Here is a 23,813-nt window from a genome sequence, read left to right as displayed (position 1 = left end):
AATGAGCGTATTAGTTAATAAAGATACAAAAGTTATTGTTCAAGGTATTACAGGTTCTCAAGGTTTATTCCATACAAAACAAATGATTGAATACGGTACGAAAATTGTCGGTGGTGTAACACCGGGTAAGGGCGGCACTGATATTGAAGGTGTACCAGTATTTGATACAGTAGAAGATGCAGTGAAAGCAACAGGCGCAAACGCTTCAGTTGTATACGTTCCACCCGCTTTTGCGGCAGATGCAATTATGGAAGCTGTTGATGCAGAAATTGATTTAGTAGTATGTATTACTGAAGGGATTCCTGTATTAGATATGGTAAACGTAAAGAGATATATGGCGGGTAAACATACACGTTTACTTGGACCAAACTGCCCAGGTGTAATCACACCAGATGAATGTAAGATTGGTATTATGCCAGGATATATTCATAAAAAAGGTCATGTTGGTATCGTATCTCGCTCTGGTACATTAACTTATGAAGCTGTACATCAGTTAACACAAGAAGGTATTGGCCAATCTACTGCTGTAGGTATCGGCGGAGACCCTGTTAACGGTACAGACTTTATTGATGCGTTAAAAGCATTTAATGAAGATGAAGAAACACATGCTGTAATTATGATTGGTGAAATCGGCGGTACAGCAGAAGAAGAGGCAGCTGAATGGGTAAAAGCTAATATGACAAAACCTGTTGTAGGCTTCATTGGTGGTCAAACAGCGCCTGCTGGCAAACGTATGGGCCATGCTGGTGCAATCATTTCTGGCGGTAAAGGAACTGCTGCTGAAAAGATTAAAACAATGGAAGCTTGTGGCATTAAAGTAGCTGAAACTCCAGCAGTTATGGGAGAAACGCTAATCTCTGTTTTAAAAGAAAAAGGTTTATTTGAGACTTGTAAAAACTATTAATCTGTTGAAAGACACCTTCTTACTTGAGGGTGTCTTTTTACACTTTTTTCTGTTTACATAATAAAAATTATGGGTAAGGAGAATCAAGATGAAAAGAGAGAGATTATTACATGTTCATTACTTGCTAGCAGATTATTGGAAAGCGATGGAGAGGCTACTATATGTCGATCCAGAATTAAAGAACATATATAATTTTAACGAAAAACAAATGGAACACTACACTGGAATATCCTCGAAAAAATCTTCAGAACTAGTAAAATTTCTTCAAAGTTCAAATCTTCCGCAATATATATCTTATTTAGAGAGAAATCGTATTTTTTATATAACGATATGGGATGAAGATTATCCGCAATTATTACGTGAAATACAAGACCCTCCCTTCGTTTTATATGGAAAAGGAGAGAAAGATTTCCTGAATAAAGTAAATAAATTAGCAGTTGTTGGAACGAGAGAACCATCATTATATGGTCATGAGAGTTTGAAGTTTATTTTACACCCTTTATTAGAAAGAGAGTGGCTTATTGTCAGTGGGTTTGCAAAAGGGATAGATACAATGTCTCATGAGATTACAGTAAGGCATCGTTGCCCGACTATTGCGATATTAGGGCATGGATTGTCTTTTATGTATCCGAAAGAAAATAGACATTTATATGAAATGTGGAAGGAATATATATTGTTATTGACAGAGTATCCGCCGCACTATGCACCGAAAAAATGGTATTTTCCAAAAAGGAACCGGATTATTAGTGGTATAAGTAAAGGTGTTTTAGTTGTAGAAGCGAAATCGAGAAGTGGAACACTTATTACTGCAGACCTTGCGTTAGAGCAAAATAGAGAGGTGTTTGCGCTTCCTGGACCTATATTTGTAGAGGGGGCATCGGGAACGAATCATCTTATTCAGCAAGGAGCAAAACTAGTAAGAAATGCAGAAGATATCTTGGAAGAGATTTTAAATTAACCTTATATTTTTATGTTTTTATTAAACAATTATTGACAAATGGTAGATTGGCACTGTATGGTATATTCATTCTTGATTGACAAAAACAAGAGAAATCAATAAGATTAATGAAGACTTGAATCCACCTCTTAAGGAGGCACTAGCATGTCAGATTACCTCGTAATCGTGGAGTCGCCTTCTAAGGCGAAGACCATTGAGAAATATTTAGGGAAAAAATACAAAGTTGTCGCGTCTATGGGACATGTTCGCGATTTGCCAAAAAGTCAAATGGGGATAGAAGTAAAGAACAACTTCACCCCGAAGTATATTACCATTCGTGGTAAAGGTCCCGTCTTAAAAGATTTAAAATCAGCGGCGAAAAAAGCAAAGAAAGTCTATCTCGCGGCCGATCCAGACCGTGAAGGGGAAGCGATTGCTTGGCATTTAGCGAATACGTTAAATGTGGACGTTGAATCAGATTGTCGGGTTGTGTTTAATGAGATTACGAAAGATGCAATCAAAGAATCATTTAAACATCCTCGTGCAATTAATATGGATTTAGTGGATGCACAACAAGCAAGACGTATACTTGATCGTCTTGTTGGTTACAATATTAGTCCTTTATTATGGAAGAAAGTAAAAAAAGGATTAAGTGCAGGACGTGTACAATCTGTAGCAGTTCGTTTAATCATCGAGCGTGAAAGGGAAATTCAAAACTTTGAACCTGAAGAATTCTGGACAATTAAAACAGAATTTGTAAAAGGAAAAGACACATTTGAAGCAAGCTTTTACGGTGTAGATGGTGAAAAAGTTCAATTAACAAATGAAACGCAAGTGAATGAAATAATTGAACAGATGAAAGACAATGCGTTTTCAGTTGAAAATGTAACGCGCAAAGAGCGAAAACGTAATCCTGCATTACCGTTTACAACATCTTCCTTGCAACAAGAAGCAGCACGTAAGTTAAACATGCGAGCAAAGAAAACAATGATGCTTGCACAGCAATTGTATGAAGGGATAGATCTTGGAAAACAAGGAACTGTAGGTCTTATTACGTATATGAGAACTGATTCAACACGTATCTCAGAAACAGCTCAAACAGAGGCTCGTACTTACATCACTGAAGCGTATGGTACGGAATACATAGGAACAGAAAAGAAGAAAGAAACGAAAAAGTCAAATGCACAAGATGCGCATGAGGCAATTCGTCCTACTTCAGTAATGAGAAAGCCAGAGGAACTAAAAAGTTTCTTAGGTCGTGATCAACTTCGATTATATAAATTGATTTGGGAGCGATTTGTTGCAAGTCAAATGGCGTCTGCTATAATGGATACTGTGACAGCGAGACTCATTAATAACAATGTTCAGTTCCGTGCAAGTGGATCGGTTGTAAAGTTCCCAGGATTTATGAAAGTGTATGTAGAGTCAAAAGATGATGGTGCTGAAGAAAAGGATAAGATGTTGCCACCTTTAGAAGTAGGGGAAACTGTATTTTCAAAGGATTTAGAACCAAAGCAACATTTTACACAACCTCCTCCGCGCTATACAGAGGCTCGCCTAGTAAGAACACTTGAAGAACTTGGAATTGGAAGACCGTCAACATATGTACCTACACTTGAAACAATTCAAAAGCGTGGGTATGTAGGTTTGGATAATAAACGCTTCGTTCCGACTGAACTTGGTGAAATAGTAATTGAACTTATTTTAGAGTTTTTCCCAGAAATTATTAACATTGAATTTACTGCCAATATGGAGCAAAGCCTTGATGAAGTAGAAGAAGGAAATGCGAATTGGGTAAAAATTGTTGATGATTTCTACGTAGGTTTTGAACCGCGTTTAGAAAAAGCGGAAAAAGAAATGCGTGAAGTGGAAATTAAAGATGAACCAGCTGGGGAAGATTGTGAATTATGTAATCACCCAATGGTCTTTAAAATGGGTAAATACGGGAAATTTATGGCTTGCTCGAATTTCCCAGATTGTCGTAATACAAAGCCGATTGTGAAAGAAATCGGTGTTACTTGTCCAAAGTGTGATAAGGGTCAAATTATTGAACGCCGTAGTAATAAAAAGAAACGTCTTTTCTATGGGTGCGGTACGTATCCAGAATGCGACTTTGTATCTTGGGATAAGCCAATTGGTCGTAAGTGTCCGAAGTGCGAAGGCATGCTTGTAGAGAAAAAGTTGAAAAAAGGCGTGCAAGTACAATGTATTTCGTGCGATTATGAAGAAGAACAACAAATGTGAGCGTAACTGCTCACATTTTTTTCGGGAAGAAAAGGAAAGGTGATATAAATGACAACACAAGTAGTAAACGTCATTGGCGCAGGTCTTGCAGGAAGTGAAGCAGCTTACCAAATTGCAAAACGTGGTGTCCAAGTTAGATTATATGAAATGAGACCGGTAAGGCAAACGCCAGCTCATCACACAGATAAATTCGCTGAATTAGTATGTAGTAACTCACTTCGTGCAAACACTTTAACAAATGCAGTTGGAGTTATTAAAGAGGAAATGCGCTTAATGGATTCTGTAATTATTCGTGCGGCGGATGAGTGCTCTGTACCAGCTGGAGGTGCTTTAGCTGTAGATCGTCATGAGTTCGCAGCTAAAGTAACAGAATACGTAAAGAACCATCCAAATGTAACTGTAATGAATGAAGAAATTACAGATATTCCAGAGGGACCGACAATTATTGCTACAGGTCCATTAACATCTCCTGATCTTTCTGCAAAATTGAAAGAATTAACAGGAGAAGATTATTTCTACTTCTATGATGCTGCAGCCCCAATCGTAGAAAAAGACAGCATTGACATGAATAAAGTGTATTTGAAATCGCGTTATGACAAAGGTGAAGCTGCATATTTAAATTGCCCAATGACAGAAGAAGAGTTTGATCGTTTTTATGAGGCTCTAATTGCTGCTGAGACAGTGCCTTTAAAAGAGTTTGAAAAAGAAATTTTCTTTGAAGGTTGTATGCCAGTAGAAGTTATGGCAAGTAGAGGGAGACAGACGTTAGTATTTGGACCTATGAAACCTGTTGGATTGGAAGATCCCAAAACAGGGAAAACGCCATATGCTGTTGTTCAGTTACGTCAAGATGATGCAGCGGGAACTTTATACAATATCGTAGGTTTCCAAACTCATTTAAAGTGGGGACCGCAAAAAGAAGTGCTACAGTTAATTCCGGGATTGGAAAATGCAGAGATTGTACGTTATGGTGTAATGCATCGTAATACGTTTATTAATTCACCTAATTTGCTTCGTCCAACATATCAATATAAACAACGTGATGATTTATTCTTCGCTGGTCAAATGACTGGAGTAGAGGGATATGTTGAATCAGCAGCATCAGGATTATTAGCAGGAATTAATGCTGCGCGTCTTGTGCAAGGTGAAGAGCCAGTTGTATTACCGCCAGTAACTGCGATGGGTAGCATGGCAAATTACATTACGGCAACGAACGCTAAAAACTTCCAGCCGATGAATGCGAACTTCGGTCTATTTGCACCGTTAGAGAAGAAGATTAAAAAGAAAGCAGAACGAAATGAAGCGTACGCAGCACGCGCTTTAGAAACGATTCGAAATTTTGTAAATATTTAGTTAAATTTCTTGCAAAGGCTACTAAGTTGTGATACGATTTAGTAGCCTTTATTGAGGTGAGTTGTGTGAATGTGAAGAAATTGTTACAATTATTCGTTGGATATTTACAAATTGAAAGAAATTATTCAAAATATACAATTGCAAGTTATCAAAATGATTTAGAACATTTTGTGCAATTTATGGAACGAGAAGGCATATCCTCTTTTTTAGACGTTACATACGCGGATGTTCGTTTGTACTTAACGACGTTGCACGATGAAAAGTTAGCCCGTAAATCTGTCGCAAGAAAAGTATCAAGCTTACGAAGTTTATATCGTTTTTTGATGCGTGAAGGTTATCGAAAGGATAATCCGTTTGCACTTGCGTCACTCCCCAAAAAAGAATTGTCAATCCCAAAGTTTTTATATGCTGAAGAGTTAGAGGAATTATTTGAAGTTTCTGACACGGAAACGCCATTAGGTCAAAGGAATCAAGCTTTATTAGAGTTGATGTATGCGACTGGGATCCGTGTGAGTGAATGTGTCAATTTACAACTTACCGATATTGACTTTGCGGTGGGAACAATTTTAGTAATGGGAAAAGGAAAAAAACAAAGGTATATTCCGTTCGGAAGCTATGCGCAAGATTCTTTAATTACTTATATAGAGAATGGGAGAAAACAGTTAGTTAATAAGACTGACGAAGATTCTCATATGGTATTTTTAAATGCGAAAGGTACACCGCTAACAAGTCGTGGGGTTCGTTATGTTTTAAATGAACTCATTAAAAAGGCTTCGCTGACAATGCGGATAAGTCCCCATATGTTAAGGCATACATTTGCTACACATATGCTAGATGAAGGGGCGGATTTACGTACTGTACAGGAGCTATTAGGCCATGAAAATTTGTCGACGACACAAATTTATACGCATGTCTCTAAAGAAAGATTGCGTTCTGTTTACATGAAGCATCACCCGCGGGCATAAATTGCTTTAAAAGCTATAAAAACAAATAAAGGAGTTTTTTCTATGGGAAATTTCCACGCTACAACGATATTTGCAGTTCATCATAATGGAGAATGTGCAATGGCTGGAGATGGCCAAGTGACAATGGGAAATGCTGTTGTAATGAAACATACAGCTCGTAAAGTTCGTAAACTTTTCCAAGGTAAAGTTTTAGCTGGTTTCGCAGGATCAGTTGCTGACGCATTTACTCTTTTTGAAATGTTTGAAGGGAAATTAGAAGAGTATAATGGCAACTTGCAGCGTGCTGCTGTTGAAATGGCAAAACAATGGCGTGGCGATAAAATGTTACGTCAGCTAGAAGCGATGCTCATTGTCATGGATAAAACAACTATGCTCCTTGTTTCAGGTACAGGAGAAGTGATTGAACCGGATGATGGTATTTTAGCAATTGGATCTGGTGGGAATTATGCACTTTCTGCAGGTCGTGCTTTAAAGCAATATGCAAGTGAACACTTAACAGCGAAGCAAATTGCGAAAGCGAGTTTAGAGATTGCTGGCGATATTTGTGTTTATACGAATCACAACATAATTGTTGAAGAATTGTAGAATCGTAAGGGAGGCATTTTATATGCATTTACATTTTACTCCGCGCCAAATTGTGGAAAAATTAGATCAATACATCATCGGTCAAAAAGACGCAAAGAAAGCGGTTGCTGTAGCGTTGAGAAATCGATATCGCCGCAGTAAATTAGCTGAAAATTTACGTGACGAAATTGCGCCTAAAAATATTTTAATGATTGGACCGACAGGTGTTGGGAAAACAGAGGTAGCACGACGAATGGCGAAACTCGTTGGAGCACCTTTTATTAAGGTTGAGGCTACAAAATTCACAGAAGTTGGATATGTGGGTAGAGATGTAGAGTCGATGGTACGTGACTTGGTGGAAACATCGGTTCGTATAGTAAAAGAAGAAATGGTAGTGAAAGTTCAAGATAAAGCAGAAGAGCAAGCGAATCAACGTCTTGTTGAAATTTTAGTGCCGAGTCCGGAGAAGCAATCTGGATTCAAAAATCCATTAGAGATGCTTTTTGGAGGCGCTCAAAATTCGAATCAAACGTCTGATACACAAGAAGATGTTGAAATCGAAAAGAAACGTCAAGATGTGGAGAGAAAGCTTGCTGCAGGGCTTCTTGAAGAAGAAATTGTATCGATTGAAGTGACTGAACAACAGTCTTCCATGTTTGATATGTTACAAGGAACTGGCATGGAACAAATGGGAATGAATTTCCAAGATGCGCTAGGAAGTTTTATGCCGAAAAAAACGAAAAAACGTAAACTTTCTGTAAAAGAAGCAAGAAAACTCTTGACAAATGAAGAGGCACAGCGCTTAATTGATATGGATGAAGTTACACAAGAGGCTGTTTATCGTGCTGAACAGCTCGGGATTATTTTTATCGATGAAATTGACAAAATTGCTGGTAAGCAGTCGAATAGCGTAGATGTATCACGTGAAGGTGTGCAACGTGACATTCTGCCAATTGTAGAAGGGTCGAATGTTGCGACAAAATACGGATCAGTAAAAACGGATTATATTTTATTCGTTGCAGCTGGAGCGTTCCATATGTCTAAACCGTCGGATTTAATTCCGGAATTGCAAGGGAGATTTCCGATTCGAGTAGAATTAACAAAATTATCGACAGACGATTTTGTTAAAATATTAATCGAGCCTGACAATGCGTTAATTAAACAATATATGGCATTATTAGCGACTGAAGGTATAGAAATTGAATTTTCAGACGAAGCTATTCGTAAGATTGCTGAGATTGCTTATCAAGTTAATCAGGATACAGATAATATTGGAGCAAGAAGACTTCATACGATTATGGAGAAGCTCCTTGAAGATTTATCGTTTGAAGCATCTGAAATTACGTTAGAGAAAATAACGATAACACCTCAATACGTTGAGGAGAAATTAGCAACAATTGCTAAAAATAAAGATGTGAGCCAGTTTATTTTGTAATAGTGTCATCAGGTGACTCGCCCTAGTTTCCAAGTGATGAAAAAATATGTGAGTAACATGTAGGAGGAACTTTTGAAATGGAATTATTAGCAAAAACGAGAAAATTAAATGCGTTATTACAGAGCGCAGCAGGGAAGCCTGTAAACTTTAGAGAAATGTCTGACACAATGTGTGAAGTAATCGAAGCAAACGTATTCGTAGTTAGCCGTCGTGGTAAATTACTAGGTTATGCAATTCACCAACAAATCGAAAACGAACGCATGAAGCAAATGCTTGCAGAACGTCAATTCCCAGAAGAATATACACAAAGCTTATTCAACATTACAGAAACATCTTCAAACTTAGATGTGAACAGTGCTTACACAGCATTCCCAGTAGAAAACAGAGAATTATTCGGTCAAGGTTTAACTACAATCGTACCAATCGTTGGTGGCGGTGAGCGTCTAGGTACATTAGTATTAGCTCGTCTTGGTCAAGAGTTCTTAGATGATGATTTAATCCTTGCTGAGTACAGCTCAACTGTTGTAGGTATGGAAATCTTACGTGAAAAAGCAGAAGAAATCGAAGAGGAAGCGCGTAGTAAAGCTGTTGTTCAAATGGCAATCAGCTCATTATCTTACAGTGAGTTAGAAGCAATTGAGCATATCTTCGAAGAATTAAATGGAACAGAAGGTTTACTTGTTGCAAGTAAAATTGCTGATCGCGTAGGAATTACTCGCTCTGTAATCGTAAATGCACTACGTAAATTAGAAAGTGCTGGTGTTATTGAGTCTCGCTCTTTAGGTATGAAAGGAACATACATTAAAGTGCTAAACGACAAGTTTCTACAAGAACTTGCTAAATTAAAAACAAACTAATTTATAAAAAACTCTCCTCAATTGAGGAGAGTTTTTTTGTGCAATGGATAGAAGATGCTTGTGAAAAGTGTCATAAGCGTGTTTTCTGGGAAAACTATTAATTGTATTTACTTTTTTGCTTAAAAGAAAAGAAGGTTGGTAATACTAGAATTCGAGTATGAACAAAGAAAGTTTTACATTGTTCGCATTTTCGACTTGATTGTAATATTTCAGTATGATATAGTAAGCAGTGGTGTCAGTACAAAGTACACACGTTTACTGATTTAAGTGTTGGTGCTACGTTTGTAGTTTCGCTTAGAGATGAAGTAAACGGAGGATATCAAAAACCATTTAGGAGGAACTATATTATGTCAGTAATTTCTATGAAGCAATTGCTTGAAGCTGGTGTTCATTTCGGACATCAAACTCGTCGTTGGAACCCAAAAATGAAGCGTTACATTTTCACAGAGCGTAACGGTATCTACATCATCGACTTACAAAAAACTGTGAAAAAAGTTGAGGAAGCTTACAGAACGATGCGCGACATCGCTGCTGAAGGCGGAGACATCTTATTCGTAGGTACTAAAAAACAAGCACAAGAAGCTATTAAAGAAGAAGCAACTCGTGCTGGTATGTACTTCGTTAACCAACGTTGGTTAGGTGGAACTTTAACAAACTTCCAAACAATCCAAAAGCGTATCAAGCGTCTTAAAGACATCGAAAGAATGCAAGAAGATGGTACTTTCGAAGTACTTCCTAAGAAAGAAGTTGTTCAACTTAAAAAAGAGTTAGAGCGTCTTGAGAAATTCTTAGGCGGTATTAAAGATATGAAAGGTCTTCCAAGTGCATTATTCGTAGTAGACCCTCGTAAAGAGCGTATTGCAGTTGCTGAAGCACGCAAATTACACATTCCAATCATCGGTATCGTTGATACAAACTGTGATCCAGACGAAATCGATCACGTTATCCCAGCAAACGATGATGCAATTCGTGCTGTAAAACTTCTTACATCTAAAATGGCAGACGCGATCCTTGAAGCAAAACAAGGTGAAGAAACTGTTACTGCGTAACAAAGTTGGAAAGGTGATAAGGGGTTCGGCCTTTTATCACCTTTTTTAAGGTATAAACACCTTTATAAAAGGTATAAATACATATTTTAGGAGGATGAAAAGTATGGCAATCACTGCTCAAATGGTAAAAGAATTACGTGAAAAAACTGGCGCAGGTATGATGGACTGCAAAAAAGCTTTAACAGAAACTAACGGCGACATGGAGAAGGCAATTGACTTCTTACGTGAAAAAGGTATTGCGAAAGCTGCTAAAAAAGCAGACCGCATTGCTGCTGAAGGTTTAACTTTCATCGAAACAAACGGTAACGACGCTTTAATCTTAGAATTAAACTCTGAAACTGATTTCGTTGCGAAAAACGAAGGTTTCCAAACACTAATTAAAGAATTAGCTGCTCACTTATTAACTAACAAACCAGCTAACGTTGAAGAAGCTATGGCTCAAACAATGGAAAACGGTAAAAAAGTTGAAGAGCACATCAACGAAGCAATCGCTAAAATTGGTGAAAAACTTACACTTCGTCGTTTCGAAATCGTATCAAAAACTGATGCAGATGCATTCGGCGCTTACCTACACATGGGTGGACGCATTGGTGTATTAACAGTTCTTGAAGGTTCTACTGATGAAGCTGCTGCTAAAGATGTTGCAATGCACATCGCTGCAGTTAACCCTAAATACATCGACCGCGATGCTGTAACAGCTGAAGAAGTTGAGCATGAGCGTCAAGTATTAACACAACAAGCATTAAACGAAGGCAAGCCTGAGAAAATCGTTGCGAAAATGGTTGAAGGCCGTCTAGGCAAATTCTTCGAAGAGATTTGCTTACTTGACCAAGCATTCGTTAAAAACCCTGATATGAAAGTTCGTCAGTTCGTTGAGTCTAAAGGCGGAACATTAAAAGGATTCGTTCGCTACGCTGTTGGTGAAGGTATCGAAAAACGCGAAGACAACTTTGCTGAAGAAGTAATGAACCAAGTAAAAGGTAGTAACTAATACAGATTAGGGAACACATTGTGTTCCCTTTTTTAAAATAAAGATGTAAGCAATTGGAGGTTCATTATGAGTAAACCGAAATATAATCGTGTCGTTTTAAAGCTAAGTGGAGAAGCTTTAGCTGGAGAGCAAGGATTTGGAATTAACCCAACTGTTATTAAGTCAGTTGCGGAACAAGTAAAAGAAATTGCAGAACTTGATGTAGAGGTTGCTGTTGTTGTTGGTGGCGGTAACATTTGGCGTGGAAAAATTGGAAGTGAAATGGGCATGGATCGTGCAGGGGCAGATTACATGGGCATGTTAGCGACAGTTATGAATTCATTAGCTCTTCAAGATAGCTTGGAGAATATCGGAATTCAAACTCGTGTACAAACTTCAATTGAGATGCGTCAAGTTGCAGAACCTTACATTCGTCGTAAAGCAGTTCGTCACTTAGAGAAAAAACGTGTTGTTATCTTTGCAGCAGGTACAGGTAACCCATACTTCTCTACAGATACAACAGCAGCATTACGTGCGGCAGAAATTGAAGCAGATGTAATTTTAATGGCGAAAAACAATGTAGATGGTGTATATAATGCGGATCCATCTATTGATCCAACAGCTACAAAATACGAAACGCTTACTTACTTAGATGTATTAAAAGAAGGTTTAGGTGTAATGGATTCTACAGCTTCTTCTCTATGTATGGATAATGATATTCCACTAATTGTATTCTCAGTTATGGAAAAAGGTAATATTAAACGTGCCGTTTTAGGCGAAAATATCGGAACAGTGGTAAGGGGGAAATAAATATGGGACAACAAGTATTGAAGTCTTCAAATGAAAAAATGGAAAAAGCAGTTGCTGCTTATTCTCGTGAATTAGCAACAGTTCGTGCTGGCCGTGCAAACGCGTCTGTATTAGATAAGGTACAAGTTGATTACTATGGTGCACCAACACCAGTTGTGCAATTAGCGAACATTACAGTTCCAGAAGCGCGTTTACTAGTAATTCAACCTTATGATAAAACTTCTATCGGTGATATTGAAAAAGCAATTTTAAAAGCAGATTTAGGCTTAAACCCTTCTAATGATGGAACTGTAATTCGTATTGCATTCCCTGCACTAACAGAAGAGCGTCGTCGTGATCTTGTAAAAGTTGTGAAAAAATATGCTGAAGAAGCAAAAGTTGCTGTTCGTAACGTACGTCGTGACGGAAATGATGATCTTAAGAAGCTTGAAAAAGCTGGCGAGATTACAGAAGATGATTTAAGAGGATATACTGAAGATATCCAAAAAGAAACAGATAAATATATTGCAAAAGTTGACGAAATCGCAAAAAACAAAGAAAAAGAAATCATGGAAGTGTAATAGCGATAACTTCGCAAATATGACCCTCTTCTTAAGGGGGTCTTTTTACACTTTTAGGCATACGTCTGCTTGCTGGAGGGTATGAATGATGTTTAAAAACTTTCCTTTTTTTAAAGGTAAAAAGGACACATCGTTTGATCATCTCGTTGAAGAAGTGAAAAAAGGATATATCCCAGAACATATTGCCATCATTATGGATGGGAATGGAAGATGGGCAAAGAGGAGAGCAATGCCTCGTATTGCGGGACATCATGAAGGTATGCAAGTTGTAAAGAAAATTACAAAATTTGCAAGTAAACTTAATGTGAAAGTGTTAACTCTCTATGCTTTTTCAACTGAGAACTGGAAAAGACCGAAAAAGGAAGTTGATTATTTAATGAAGCTTCCAGAAGAATTTCTAGGTACATTTTTACCAGAATTGATTGAAGAAAACGTACAAGTCCGAGTAATAGGGCAAAAAGATCGTCTTCCTACGCATACACGCAGAGCGATGGAGAAAGCCATGGAAGATACGAAAGAGAATACGGGATTAATTCTTAATTTCGCGTTAAACTATGGAAGTCGAGATGAAATCGTTTCTGCTGTGCAACATATGATGAAAGATAATGAGGAAGGAAAAATTCGTTCTGAAGAGGTAAGTGAAGAAATGCTTTCCTCCTACTTAATGACGAGTTCTTTACCTGATCCAGAGTTGTTAATCCGAACAAGCGGAGAGCTACGTATTAGTAATTTCATGTTATGGCAAATTGCATATTCGGAGTTTTGGTTTACAGACGTGTATTGGCCAGACTTCAAAGAAGAACATTTGCTAAATGCGATTACTGACTTTCAACATAGAGGGCGCAGATTCGGAGGCGTGTAGAAAGAGAGGGTTTGGTAGTGAAACAGAGAATTATTACTGGAGTGGTTGCTGCCGCGCTATTCATTCCCATCGTAATATACGGTGGCGTGCCTTTTACGGTTTTAGTGTATGCACTTGCTTCTATAGGTTTATATGAATTAATTCGTATGAATAAGCTTACGCTTATTTCAGTACCGACAGTTTTAGCTGCAGTATTATTGTGGATTCTTTTAATTCCAAGTAGTGCATCAGAACTGTTTACATGGATTGGATTAGGTAAATTGGAAATCACATTTGTGATTGTTTTATTACTTTTATCATATACAGTCCTTTCTAAGAATACATTTACTTTTGATAATGCTTCATTTTTACTGATGGCAACGACATATGTGGCAATGGGATTCTTATATTTAAATGAAACGAGAATATTAGGAATTAAATATGTATTTTGCGCATTATTTGTTATATGGGCTACTGATTCAGGCGCATATTTCGTAGGAAAAGCATTGGGTAAGAGAAAATTGTGGCCAGAAATTAGTCCGAATAAAACGATTGAAGGTTCATTAGGCGGTATCGTTTGTGGAATTATTGTGGCACTTGTTTACAACGTGTTCTTCCCAGTCGAATCGAATGTAGTAATTTTAATTGTGCTGACAATTATCATTTCTATTTTTGGACAAATTGGTGATTTAGTACAATCTGCTTTTAAACGTCATTATGGCGTAAAGGATTCAGGTACAATTTTACCTGGGCATGGTGGTATATTAGACCGAACAGATAGTTGGTTATTCGTTTTACCAATTCTCTACTTCTTATTACAATACAATTAATAAATGAACGAGGGGTTGGAGTCATGAAAAACATTAGTTTATTAGGTGCAAGCGGATCAATTGGTACACAAACTTTAGATGTATTACGCTCGCACCCAGACCAATTCCGTCTCGTTGCTTTTTCTGTAGGGAAAAATATTGACTACGCAGTAAAGGTAATTCAAGAATTTTCTCCGCAAATCGTCTCTGTGCAAAGAGAGGAAGATGTTTTAAAATTACAATCTGTTTCTGGTAATACAAAAATTGTATATGGTAGTGAAGGACTTTTAGAAGTAGCATTACATCCAGATGGGGAGATTGTAGTAAATGCTGTTGTAGGTAGCGTAGGGTTGTTACCAACACTTCGTGCAATTGAGGCGAAAAAAACAATTGGAATTGCAAATAAAGAAACGTTAGTAACTGCAGGACATCTTGTAATGGAAGCAGCACGAAAACATAATGTTTCGTTACTTCCAGTAGATAGTGAACATTCGGCTATTTTTCAGTGCTTGAATGGTGAAAATGAAAAAAGAATTTCTCGTCTTATTATAACGGCTTCTGGTGGAAGTTTCCGTGATAAAACGAGGGATGAATTGCATCATGTGACCGTAGAAGATGCGCTTCGACATCCAAACTGGTCAATGGGTTCGAAAATTACAATTGATTCTGCTACAATGATGAATAAGGGACTAGAAGTAATTGAAGCACATTGGCTTTTTGGTATCCCTTATGAGCAAATCGATGTTGTTTTACATAAAGAAAGTATTATCCATTCTATGGTTGAATTTGAAGATCGTAGTGTAATGGCGCAGCTTGGTTCACCTGATATGCGAGTACCAATTCAATACGCACTTACATATCCTGATAGATTGCCTCTTTCAGACACAAAACAGTTAAACTTATGGGAAATAGGGACGTTGCATTTTGAGAAAATGGACCAAGAACGATTCCGTTGTTTACGTTTTGCGTATGAAGCTGGAAAAGCAGGTGGAAGTATGCCAGCTGTAATGAACGCAGCGAATGAAGTAGCTGTTGAAGCCTTTTTACAAAAGAGAATTGGTTTCTTAACAGTGGAAGACCTCATTGAAAAAGCAATGAACCATCACAATGTCATTGCACGACCGAGCTTAGAGGAAATTTTGGAAATTGATGCGGCCACAAGACGGTTTGTGATGGAACAAATTTAGCAAAGGTGGTTATGGAATTGAATACAGCGATTGCCTTTATATTAATTTTCGGTGCACTCGTATTTTTCCATGAGCTAGGGCATCTATATTTCGCAAAAAGAGCAGGTATTTTATGCCGCGAGTTTGCGATTGGTTTTGGTCCGAAAATATTCTCATTTGAAAAGAATGAAACGGTGTATACGATTCGATTACTGCCCCTTGGTGGCTATGTAAGAATGGCCGGCGAGGATGCGGACACAGTTGAGTTAAAGCCTGGGAAAAAGGTTGGCCTTGTATTAAATGAAAAAGACGAAGTTGTGAAATTAGTTTTTGATGGATATGAAAAGTATCCAAATGTTCGTGTTATTGAAGTCGAACAAGCTGATTTGGAGCATAATTTAACAATTTCGGGCTATGAAGAGTACGAGGAAGAGCTTCAAACATTCCGAGTGAATGAAAAGGCTCGTATTATTACTGCGGGGGAAGAAATTCAAATTGCTCCGTATAATAGACAATTTGGCTCGAAAAAACTAGGGCAACGCGCTTTAACAATCTTTGCGGGTCCTGCAATGAACTTCATTTTAGCATTTGTTATTTTTGTGATTCTTGGATTTGTACAAGGGGTTCCTATTGACAAACCAATGGTCGGAAAAGTGATGGATAACAGTGCAGCACAGCAAGCTGGATTGAAAGAGAATGATACAATTCAAGCTATTGATGGGAAAAACACAAGTACATGGAAAGATGTTGTTACTATTGTACGTGAAAACCCAAATAAAGAAATTACGTTACAAGTAAAGCGTGATAATGAACAGTTTAATGTGAAAGTAACGCCAACACTCGATAAAGAAGGAAAAGACGAAGTTGGTAGAATCGGTGTGTATTCTCCTGTAGAGAAAACAGTAATGGGTTCTATTAAATCAGGATTTGAACAAACGTACCAATGGACGAAACTAATTTTTGAATCTCTTGTTAAATTAGTAACTGGTCAATTTTCTATTAATGAGTTATCAGGTCCAGTAGGAATTTATAATCTAACAGATCAAGTTGTAGATTATGGGTTTACGCGTGTACTAAGTTTAGCTGCAGTTCTAAGCATTAATCTTGGTTTATTTAATTTATTACCAGTTCCTGCTTTAGATGGTGGCCGTTTATTCTTCTTCTTAATTGAAGCGTTACGAGGGAAACCAATTGATCGCCAAAAAGAAGGAATGGTTCACTTTATTGGTTTTGCATTATTAATGTTACTTATGTTAGTTGTAACTTGGAATGACATTCGTAAGTTTTTCTTGTAAAATAAAGTGAAACTTATAATGAAATAGAGCTCGTAGAATAAAATCCCTCACCTAACTCGAGGTGAGGGGTTTTACTGCGTGTAAGAGTAAAATGAAGAGGTGCAAATAAATGAAACAAAGTATGGTATTCAGTCCTACATTACGTGAAGTTCCAGCTGATGCTGAAATTAAGAGTCATCAGCTATTACTTCGTGCAGGTTTTATGCGTCAAAATGCTTCTGGTATTTATAGCTTTCTACCATTTGGATTAAAAGTATTACACAAAGTAGAACGTATCGTTCGAGAAGAAATGGAGCGCGCAGGAGCTGTAGAATTATTAATGCCAGCTATGCAAGCTGCGGAATTATGGCAAGAATCAGGTCGTTGGTATTCTTACGGATCTGAATTAATGCGTATGAAAGATCGTAATGCTCGTGAATTCGCATTAGGAGCGACACATGAGGAAGTAATTACGGATCTTGTGCGTGATGAAGTGAAATCATATAAAAAATTACCGTTAACATTATACCAAATTCAAACAAAATTCCGTGATGAGCAAAGACCTCGTTTCGGCTTATTACGTGGAAGAGAGTTTCTAATGAAAGATGCATACTCTTTCCATGCTACACAAGAGAGCTTAGATGAAGTATACGATCGTTTATATAAAGCATACTCTAACATTTTTGCTCGCTGTGGCTTGAATTTCCGTGCAGTTATTGCTGATTCTGGAGCAATGGGCGGAAAAGATACACATGAATTTATGGTATTATCTGATGTTGGTGAAGATACAATTGCATACTCTGACACATCTGATTATGCAGCAAACATCGAAATGGCTCCTGTTGTAGCTACGTATACGAAGAGTGACGAAGCAGAAAAAGCACTTGAAAAAGTAGCAACACCAGACCAAAAAGCAATTGAAGAAGTATCTGCATTCTTAAACATCGAAGCTGACAAGTGCATTAAGTCTATGGTGTTTAAAGTAGATGAGAAATTAGTAGTGGTACTTGTTCGTGGTGATCACGAAGTAAACGATGTGAAAGTGAAAAATGTATACGGCGCTTCAGTTGTTGAGCTTGCTTCTCATGAAGAAGTAAAAGCATTATTAAATTGTGAAGTTGGTTCATTAGGACCGATTAATGTAACAGGTGATATCGAAATTATTGCTGATCATGCTGTAGCATCAATTGTTAACGGATGTTCAGGAGCGAATGAAGAAGGATTCCATTATGTAAATGTAAATCCAGAACGTGACTTTAAAGTAAGTCAATATACAGATTTACGCTTCATTCAAGAAGGAGACCAATCTCCAGACGGAAATGGAACAATTCTTTTTGCACGCGGAATTGAAGTTGGTCATGTATTCAAATTAGGAACTCGTTATAGTGAAGCAATGAACGCAACATTCCTGGATGAAAACGGAAAAACACAACCACTTATTATGGGTTGTTACGGTATCGGGGTATCTCGTACAGTGGCAGCAATTGCAGAGCAGTTTAACGATGAGAACGGCTTAGTTTGGCCAAAAGCTGTAGCACCGTTCCATGTGCATGTAATTCCAGTAAATATGAAATCGGATGCACAACGTGAAATGGGTGAAAATATCTACAACTCATTACAAGAACAAGGCTATGAAGTGTTATTAGACGATCGTGCAGAACGTGCAGGTGTTAAATTTGCAGATGCAGATTTATTCGGTCTTCCAGTTCGTGTTACAGTTGGTAAAAAAGCAGACGAAGGTATTGTAGAAGTGAAAGTACGTGCTACAGGTGAGTCTGAAGAAGTAAAAGTAGAAGAACTTCAAACATATATTGCAAATATTTTAAAATAAGAAGAGGTACCTCGTAATGGGGTACCTTCTCTTTCTTTGTAAACGTATTTTGTAAAAGAAGAGGTGAGAAATCTTTCTTTGTGGTACGTTTCAATTTATAATAGCAAATGGAAGGAGAGTGCTTATGTCTTTAACAAATGAACAACAAGAGCGATTTCAAATTTTGCTCCAGCAGTTGCAAATACCAGACGACCTTATAAATCAATATTTACAAGGCGGTGGTATTGAAAGGCTCGTTATTGATAAAGCGAATAAAAGTTGGCATTTTGATTTACAAGTGCCACGTATTTTGCCTACAGAATTATATGAATTGCTAGAAACAAAGCTTAAGCAATCATTTTCTCATATTGCAAGAACAACATTTGCATTAGAAACAGAGAATAAACAATTTACAGAAGAAGAAGTGAGGGCGTATTGGCCGCTTTGTACGGAACGAATTACATTTTCACCTATGTTCGCATACTTAAAGAAGCAGCTTCCACAGGTGAATGGAGTGAAGTTGCTAATAAATGTGAATAACGAGTTGGAGTCTACTGCTTTAAAGAAAAACGTTGCGAAACCAGTAGGGGATCAATACGAAGTTTTTGGATTCCCGCGTTTTCAGTTAGACACACATATACAGCAAAATACAGAAGAAATGCAAAAGTTTCGTGAACAAACGCAGCAAGAAGACCGCGAGCGTGTTATACAAGCTATGGAAGAAATGGCGAAGAAGCAAGCTGAAGAAAGCAGCGTTGTGTATGAAGGACCGATTACACTCGGGTATCTTATTAAGCCAGATGAAGAGATTACACCGATGCGAGAAATTCAAGATGAAGAAAGAAGAAAAACGGTTCAAGGATATGTCTTCCATGTAGAAACAAAAGAGCTTCGTAGTGGACGTACGTTATTAACTTTAAAAATAACGGATTATACGGATTCTATTATGATCAAAATGTTCTCGCGTGACAAAGAAGATATTCCAATGCTGCAATCCTTGAAAAAAGGAATGTGGGTGAAAGCGCGTGGTTCTGTTCAAAACGATACATTCGTTCGAGATTTAGTAATGATTGCAAATGATATTAATGAAATAACAGGACCGTCTCGTAAAGATAAAGCACCAGAAGGCGAAAAACGAGTAGAGCTGCATCTCCATACTCCGATGAGTCAAATGGACGCTGTCACTCCAGTTTCTAAGCTTGTTGCTCAAGCTGGTAAATGGGGACATGAGGCTATTGCGGTTACAGACCATGCCGTGGCTCAGTCTTTCCCAGAGGCGTATTCTGCGGGGAAGAAGGCTGGAGTTAAAGTTATATATGGTGTAGAAGCAAATCTAGTTAATGATGGTGTACCGATAGCGTATAACGAAGCGCATCGTTTACTTGCAGAGGAAACGTATGTTGTTTTCGACGTTGAGACGACAGGTTTATCAGCTGTATACGATACAGTCATTGAGTTGGCTGCCGTAAAAGTAAAGGGTGGCGAAATTATTGATCGCTTTGAATCTTTCGCAAATCCACATCAACCATTATCAGCGACGATTATTGAATTGACAGGTATTACAGATGATATGTTAACTGATGCACCTGAAGTGGACGAAGTGTTTAAAAAGTTTGAGGAATGGATGGGCGACCATACACTTGTTGCCCATAACGCGAGCTTTGATATGGGCTTTATTAACGTAGGTTTTAAAAAGGCTGGACTAGAAAAAACGAATAACCCCGTTATTGATACGTTAGAACTTGCACGATTCTTATTCCCAGAAATGAAAAATCATCGATTAAATACGATGTGTAAAAAACTTGATATTGAATTAACACAACATCACCGTGCGATTTATGATACAGAAGCGACGGGATATTTACTTGTGAAAATGTTGAAAGACGTAATTGAAAAGGGATTTGAATATCACGATCAATTAAATGATAGCATGGGACAAGGGGATGCGTATAAGCGTGGCCGTCCAAGTCATATGACGTTACTTGCCACATCAGATGTTGGATTGAAAAATTTATATAAACTTGTTTCATATTCTCACCTTAATTACTTTTACCGTGTACCACGTGTGCCGAGGTCACTATTAAAAAAATACCGTGAAGGAATTTTAGTAGGAACGGCTTGTGATAAAGGTGAAGTTTTCGAGGCAATGATGCAAAAGGCACCTGAAGAGGTAGAAGAAATTGCCCAGTTCTATGATTACATTGAAGTAATGCCTCCAGAGGTGTTGCGTCATTTAGTAGAACGTGAACTTGTTCGAGACGAAGGTCAATTAAAAACAATTATTTCTAACTTAGTAAAACTAGGTGAGACGTTAGATAAACCAGTTGTTGCTACAGGAAACGTGCATTATTTAGACCCTGAGGATGCAATGTATCGTAAAATTTTAGTCAGTTCGCAGGGCGGAGCCAATCCGTTAAATCGACATTCATTACCGCCAGTACATTTCCGTACAACTGATGAAATGTTAGAATGTTTTTCATTCTTAGGTGAAGATAAAGCGAAAGAAGTTGTTGTAACAAATACACAAAAGATTGCGTCATTAATTGGTGATGTGCATCCAGTAAAAGACGATCTATACACACCGAAAATTGAAGGTGCTGATGATGAAACGCGTGATATGAGTTATAAAATGGCGCGTAGCATTTATGGTGAAGAGCTACCGGAAATTGTAGAAGCACGTTTAGAAAAAGAATTAAAAAGTATTATTGGGCATGGATTCGCCGTAATTTATTTAATTTCACATAAGCTTGTGAAAAAATCGTTAGTAGACGGATATCTAGTAGGTTCGCGTGGATCGGTAGGATCATCATTTGTTGCAACGATGATGGAAATTACAGAAGTAAACCCATTACCACCACACTATGTATGTCCGAAGTGTAAGCAATCAGAATTCTTTAATGATGGTTCTGTAGGCTCTGGTTTTGACTTACCAGATAAAGAATGTCCTGCTTGTAATATTCCATATGTAAAAGATGGACATGACATTCCGTTCGAAACATTCCTTGGATTTAAAGGAGATAAGGTACCCGATATCGATTTGAACTTCTCCGGGGAATACCAACCACGTGCCCATAACTATACGAAAGTACTGTTCGGTGAAGACTATGTATATCGTGCAGGAACGATTGGTACAGTTGCGGAAAAAACTGCTTACGGATATGTAAAAGGTTATGCAAATGATCATAACTTAACGATTCGAAATGCAGAGATTGATCGCTTAGTAGCAGGGTGTACCGGTGTAAAACGTACAACAGGACAGCATCCAGGCGGTATTATCGTTGTGCCAGATTACATGGATATCTTTGATTTCTCACCAATACAGTATCCAGCTGATTCAATTGGTGCTGAATGGAGAACAACGCATTTTGATTTCCACTCGATTCATGATAATTTATTGAAACTTGATATACTAGGACACGATGATCCGACCGTTATTCGTATGTTACAAGATTTAAGTGGTATTGATCCGAAAACAATCCCAACGGATGATCCAGAAGTAATGAAAATTTTCTCTGGTCCAGAATCGTTAGGGGTAACGGAAGAACAAATTAACTGTAAAACAGGTACACTTGGTATACCAGAGTTTGGTACAAAATTCGTAAGACAGATGTTAGAAGAGACAAAACCGACGACATTCTCAGAGTTAGTCCAAATTTCTGGACTATCACATGGTACCGACGTATGGCTTGGTAATGCAAACGAGTTAATTTATAACGGTACATGTACGCTGAGCGAAGTTATCGGTTGTCGTGATGACATCATGGTATATTTAATCTATCAAGGTCTAGATCCATCATTAGCCTTCAAAATCATGGAGTCGGTTCGTAAAGGTAAAGGTGTACCGGAAGAATGGGAAGAAGACATGAAAAATAATAATGTACCAGGTTGGTATATTGATTCATGTAAGAAGATTAAATACATGTTCCCTAAAGCCCATGCGGCTGCTTACGTACTTATGGCTGTACGTATCGCATACTTTAAAGTACATTTTGCACTGTTATTCTATGCCGCATATTTTACAGTTCGTGCAGATGATTTTGATGTAGAGGCAATGGCGAAAGGTTCAGCATCTATACGTGCAAGAATTGATGAAATTGCTCAAAAGGGACTCGATGCTGCGCCGAAAGAGAAGAGTTTATTAACGGTACTAGAAATGACACTTGAAATGTGTGAGCGTGGATACTCATTCCAAAAGGTGGATTTATACCGCTCACATGCAACAGAATTTATTATTGATGGAGATACATTAATCCCTCCATTTAATGCAGTACCTGGTCTTGGCACAAACGCAGCTTTAAGTATTGTAGAAGCACGTAAAAATGGAGACTTCTTATCAAAAGAAGACTTGCAACAGCGAAGTAAGGTTTCGAAAACAATTATTGAGTATTTAGATAGTCAAGGTTGTTTAGGAGACTTACCGGATCAAAACCAGTTATCACTGTTCTAGTAGGTAGGAAAAGTCTTTGCAAATCAACATTTCCTATGATATACTATTAACCGAGATAACCATGTCATGTATATTGTGTAAAGAAAAGAGTGGGGAAACCCACTCTTTCGTGTTACTATCTATGTTTTATCTACGTAGATAGGTAAAAGATTTCTGTCGTATATACATATTTTGTTACAAGTTTTACTTCTTAAATTTGGTAATACTAAGACAGATAATCCCTGCTGAACAGCAGGGGCTTTTGTTAGCTAACGAGAAAGAATAAGATAGACCGTTTTTAAATTGGCGGGGTCTTCTTCTTTTAAATGGTACATGACGGCAGGAAGGAGGCTGTTTATGGATAAGAAAGTCACAGAAGTTGTAGAAGCATTTGCGCAGCCGATCGTTGAAGAGTTAAATCTTGAACTTGTAGATGTAGAGTATGTGAAAGAAGGACAAGACTGGTTCTTACGCGTATTCATCGATTCTGAAAAGGGAGTCGACATTGAAGAATGCGGTGCGGTAAGTGAACGTTTAAGCGAAGCTTTAGATAAAGAGGACCCAATTCCTCATCTTTACTTTTTGGATGTATCATCTCCTGGAGCGGAACGCCCATTAAAGAAAGAAAAAGACTTCCAGCAAGCGGTAGGAAAACAAGTGGCAATTAAAACATATGAGCCGATTGATGGTGAAAAGATGTTTGAAGGAAAACTGCTTTCTTACGATGGTACAACAATAACATTATTATTAACAATTAAAACACGTAAAAAAGAAATCCAAATTTCGATGGATAAAGTCGCAAATGCGCGACTTGCTGTTACGTTTTAGTTAGAAGGGGG

General features: G+C 37.8%; 19 protein-coding genes. All 19 read left to right on the top strand.

Features of this window, described 5'->3' with window-relative positions:
• Nucleotide 1 precedes the first annotated feature (1 nt).
• The 19 genes from sucD (at nucleotide 2) to rimP (ending at nucleotide 23,802) form a co-directional block, all read left to right on the top strand.
• A complete protein-coding gene (sucD, locus tag ACTFSL_RS11725) occupies nucleotides 2-904 on the top strand; it encodes a succinate--CoA ligase subunit alpha (protein WP_000115178.1) in 903 nt (300 codons plus the stop codon).
• Between the two features lie 88 nt (nucleotides 905-992).
• Nucleotides 993-1,862: a DNA-processing protein DprA gene (gene dprA, locus ACTFSL_RS11720; RefSeq protein ID WP_440041780.1), complete on the top strand. Its 870-nt coding sequence runs from the start codon at nucleotides 993-995 to the stop codon at nucleotides 1,860-1,862.
• 144 nt (nucleotides 1,863-2,006) lie between these two features.
• Nucleotides 2,007-4,085: a type I DNA topoisomerase gene (gene topA, locus ACTFSL_RS11715; protein ID WP_001286963.1), complete on the top strand. Its 2,079-nt coding sequence runs from the start codon at nucleotides 2,007-2,009 to the stop codon at nucleotides 4,083-4,085.
• A 48-nt stretch (nucleotides 4,086-4,133) separates the two neighbouring features.
• A complete protein-coding gene (gene trmFO, locus ACTFSL_RS11710; RefSeq protein WP_000213002.1) occupies nucleotides 4,134-5,438 on the top strand; it encodes an FADH(2)-oxidizing methylenetetrahydrofolate--tRNA-(uracil(54)-C(5))-methyltransferase TrmFO in 1,305 nt (434 codons plus the stop codon).
• A gap of 65 nt (nucleotides 5,439-5,503) precedes the next feature.
• Nucleotides 5,504-6,403: a tyrosine recombinase XerC gene (gene xerC / locus ACTFSL_RS11705; RefSeq protein WP_001101243.1), complete on the top strand. Its 900-nt coding sequence runs from the start codon at nucleotides 5,504-5,506 to the stop codon at nucleotides 6,401-6,403.
• A 42-nt stretch (nucleotides 6,404-6,445) separates the two neighbouring features.
• Nucleotides 6,446-6,988 carry an ATP-dependent protease proteolytic subunit HslV gene (gene hslV / locus ACTFSL_RS11700; protein WP_000526272.1) on the top strand — a complete coding sequence of 181 codons (543 nt, stop codon included), beginning with the start codon at nucleotides 6,446-6,448 and terminating at the stop codon, nucleotides 6,986-6,988.
• Between the two features lie 22 nt (nucleotides 6,989-7,010).
• Nucleotides 7,011-8,402 (top strand): ATP-dependent protease ATPase subunit HslU, encoded by a 1,392-nt coding sequence (gene hslU / locus ACTFSL_RS11695; RefSeq protein ID WP_000550078.1) that lies wholly within the window; start codon nucleotides 7,011-7,013, stop codon nucleotides 8,400-8,402.
• A gap of 77 nt (nucleotides 8,403-8,479) precedes the next feature.
• Complete coding sequence (gene codY, locus ACTFSL_RS11690; protein ID WP_000421290.1) at nucleotides 8,480-9,259, top strand: GTP-sensing pleiotropic transcriptional regulator CodY; 780 nt, start codon at nucleotides 8,480-8,482, stop codon at nucleotides 9,257-9,259.
• Between the two features lie 347 nt (nucleotides 9,260-9,606).
• On the top strand, nucleotides 9,607-10,308 hold the full coding sequence (rpsB, locus tag ACTFSL_RS11685; protein WP_000111485.1) for a 30S ribosomal protein S2: 702 nt from the start codon (nucleotides 9,607-9,609) through the stop codon (nucleotides 10,306-10,308).
• A gap of 103 nt (nucleotides 10,309-10,411) precedes the next feature.
• Nucleotides 10,412-11,299 (top strand): translation elongation factor Ts, encoded by an 888-nt coding sequence (gene tsf / locus ACTFSL_RS11680; RefSeq protein ID WP_001018578.1) that lies wholly within the window; start codon nucleotides 10,412-10,414, stop codon nucleotides 11,297-11,299.
• 66 nt (nucleotides 11,300-11,365) lie between these two features.
• Nucleotides 11,366-12,088 carry a UMP kinase gene (pyrH, locus tag ACTFSL_RS11675; protein WP_000042668.1) on the top strand — a complete coding sequence of 241 codons (723 nt, stop codon included), beginning with the start codon at nucleotides 11,366-11,368 and terminating at the stop codon, nucleotides 12,086-12,088.
• Between the two features lie 2 nt (nucleotides 12,089-12,090).
• The gene (frr, locus tag ACTFSL_RS11670; RefSeq protein WP_000531501.1) at nucleotides 12,091-12,648 is read left to right on the top strand and encodes a ribosome recycling factor; all 558 of its coding nucleotides are present in this window, start codon (nucleotides 12,091-12,093) and stop codon (nucleotides 12,646-12,648) included.
• An 85-nt stretch (nucleotides 12,649-12,733) separates the two neighbouring features.
• Nucleotides 12,734-13,510 (top strand): isoprenyl transferase, encoded by a 777-nt coding sequence (gene uppS / locus ACTFSL_RS11665; protein ID WP_000971296.1) that lies wholly within the window; start codon nucleotides 12,734-12,736, stop codon nucleotides 13,508-13,510.
• A gap of 17 nt (nucleotides 13,511-13,527) precedes the next feature.
• The gene (gene cdsA / locus ACTFSL_RS11660) at nucleotides 13,528-14,319 is read left to right on the top strand and encodes a phosphatidate cytidylyltransferase (protein WP_000813592.1); all 792 of its coding nucleotides are present in this window, start codon (nucleotides 13,528-13,530) and stop codon (nucleotides 14,317-14,319) included.
• 23 nt (nucleotides 14,320-14,342) lie between these two features.
• Entirely contained in the window at nucleotides 14,343-15,485 is a 1,143-nt protein-coding gene (dxr, locus tag ACTFSL_RS11655; protein WP_440041778.1) for a 1-deoxy-D-xylulose-5-phosphate reductoisomerase, read from the top strand.
• Between the two features lie 17 nt (nucleotides 15,486-15,502).
• Nucleotides 15,503-16,759: an RIP metalloprotease RseP gene (rseP, locus tag ACTFSL_RS11650; RefSeq protein ID WP_001090243.1), complete on the top strand. Its 1,257-nt coding sequence runs from the start codon at nucleotides 15,503-15,505 to the stop codon at nucleotides 16,757-16,759.
• Nucleotides 16,760-16,868: 109 nt separating this feature from the next.
• Nucleotides 16,869-18,569, top strand: a complete 1,701-nt coding sequence (locus tag ACTFSL_RS11645; RefSeq protein ID WP_000814302.1) for a proline--tRNA ligase — start codon at nucleotides 16,869-16,871, stop codon at nucleotides 18,567-18,569.
• Nucleotides 18,570-18,693: 124 nt separating this feature from the next.
• Nucleotides 18,694-22,995, top strand: coding sequence for a PolC-type DNA polymerase III (locus tag ACTFSL_RS11640; RefSeq protein ID WP_000060005.1), 4,302 nt, complete (start codon nucleotides 18,694-18,696; stop codon nucleotides 22,993-22,995).
• Between the two features lie 336 nt (nucleotides 22,996-23,331).
• Complete coding sequence (rimP, locus tag ACTFSL_RS11635; protein WP_000359096.1) at nucleotides 23,332-23,802, top strand: ribosome maturation factor RimP; 471 nt, start codon at nucleotides 23,332-23,334, stop codon at nucleotides 23,800-23,802.
• The last annotated feature ends 11 nt before the right edge of the window (nucleotides 23,803-23,813 follow it).

It is taken from the genome of Bacillus cereus group sp. MYBK108-1, assembly GCF_051917185.1.
Classification (GTDB): domain Bacteria; phylum Bacillota; class Bacilli; order Bacillales; family Bacillaceae_G; genus Bacillus_A; species Bacillus_A cereus.
The sequence above is the reverse complement of the archived record's forward strand: the minus strand, read 5'-3'. Positions and strand labels throughout refer to the sequence as shown.

Coding starts and splice junctions, on each gene's coding strand:
- sucD (WP_000115178.1), top strand. CDS start 2: ATGAGCGTATTAGTTAATAAAGATACAAAAGTTATTGTTCAAGGTATT.
- dprA (WP_440041780.1), top strand. CDS start 993: ATGAAAAGAGAGAGATTATTACATGTTCATTACTTGCTAGCAGATTAT.
- topA (WP_001286963.1), top strand. CDS start 2,007: ATGTCAGATTACCTCGTAATCGTGGAGTCGCCTTCTAAGGCGAAGACC.
- trmFO (WP_000213002.1), top strand. CDS start 4,134: ATGACAACACAAGTAGTAAACGTCATTGGCGCAGGTCTTGCAGGAAGT.
- hslV (WP_000526272.1), top strand. CDS start 6,446: ATGGGAAATTTCCACGCTACAACGATATTTGCAGTTCATCATAATGGA.
- hslU (WP_000550078.1), top strand. CDS start 7,011: ATGCATTTACATTTTACTCCGCGCCAAATTGTGGAAAAATTAGATCAA.
- codY (WP_000421290.1), top strand. CDS start 8,480: ATGGAATTATTAGCAAAAACGAGAAAATTAAATGCGTTATTACAGAGC.
- rpsB (WP_000111485.1), top strand. CDS start 9,607: ATGTCAGTAATTTCTATGAAGCAATTGCTTGAAGCTGGTGTTCATTTC.
- tsf (WP_001018578.1), top strand. CDS start 10,412: ATGGCAATCACTGCTCAAATGGTAAAAGAATTACGTGAAAAAACTGGC.
- pyrH (WP_000042668.1), top strand. CDS start 11,366: ATGAGTAAACCGAAATATAATCGTGTCGTTTTAAAGCTAAGTGGAGAA.
- frr (WP_000531501.1), top strand. CDS start 12,091: ATGGGACAACAAGTATTGAAGTCTTCAAATGAAAAAATGGAAAAAGCA.
- uppS (WP_000971296.1), top strand. CDS start 12,734: ATGATGTTTAAAAACTTTCCTTTTTTTAAAGGTAAAAAGGACACATCG.
- dxr (WP_440041778.1), top strand. CDS start 14,343: ATGAAAAACATTAGTTTATTAGGTGCAAGCGGATCAATTGGTACACAA.
- ACTFSL_RS11645 (WP_000814302.1), top strand. CDS start 16,869: ATGAAACAAAGTATGGTATTCAGTCCTACATTACGTGAAGTTCCAGCT.
- ACTFSL_RS11640 (WP_000060005.1), top strand. CDS start 18,694: ATGTCTTTAACAAATGAACAACAAGAGCGATTTCAAATTTTGCTCCAG.
- rimP (WP_000359096.1), top strand. CDS start 23,332: ATGGATAAGAAAGTCACAGAAGTTGTAGAAGCATTTGCGCAGCCGATC.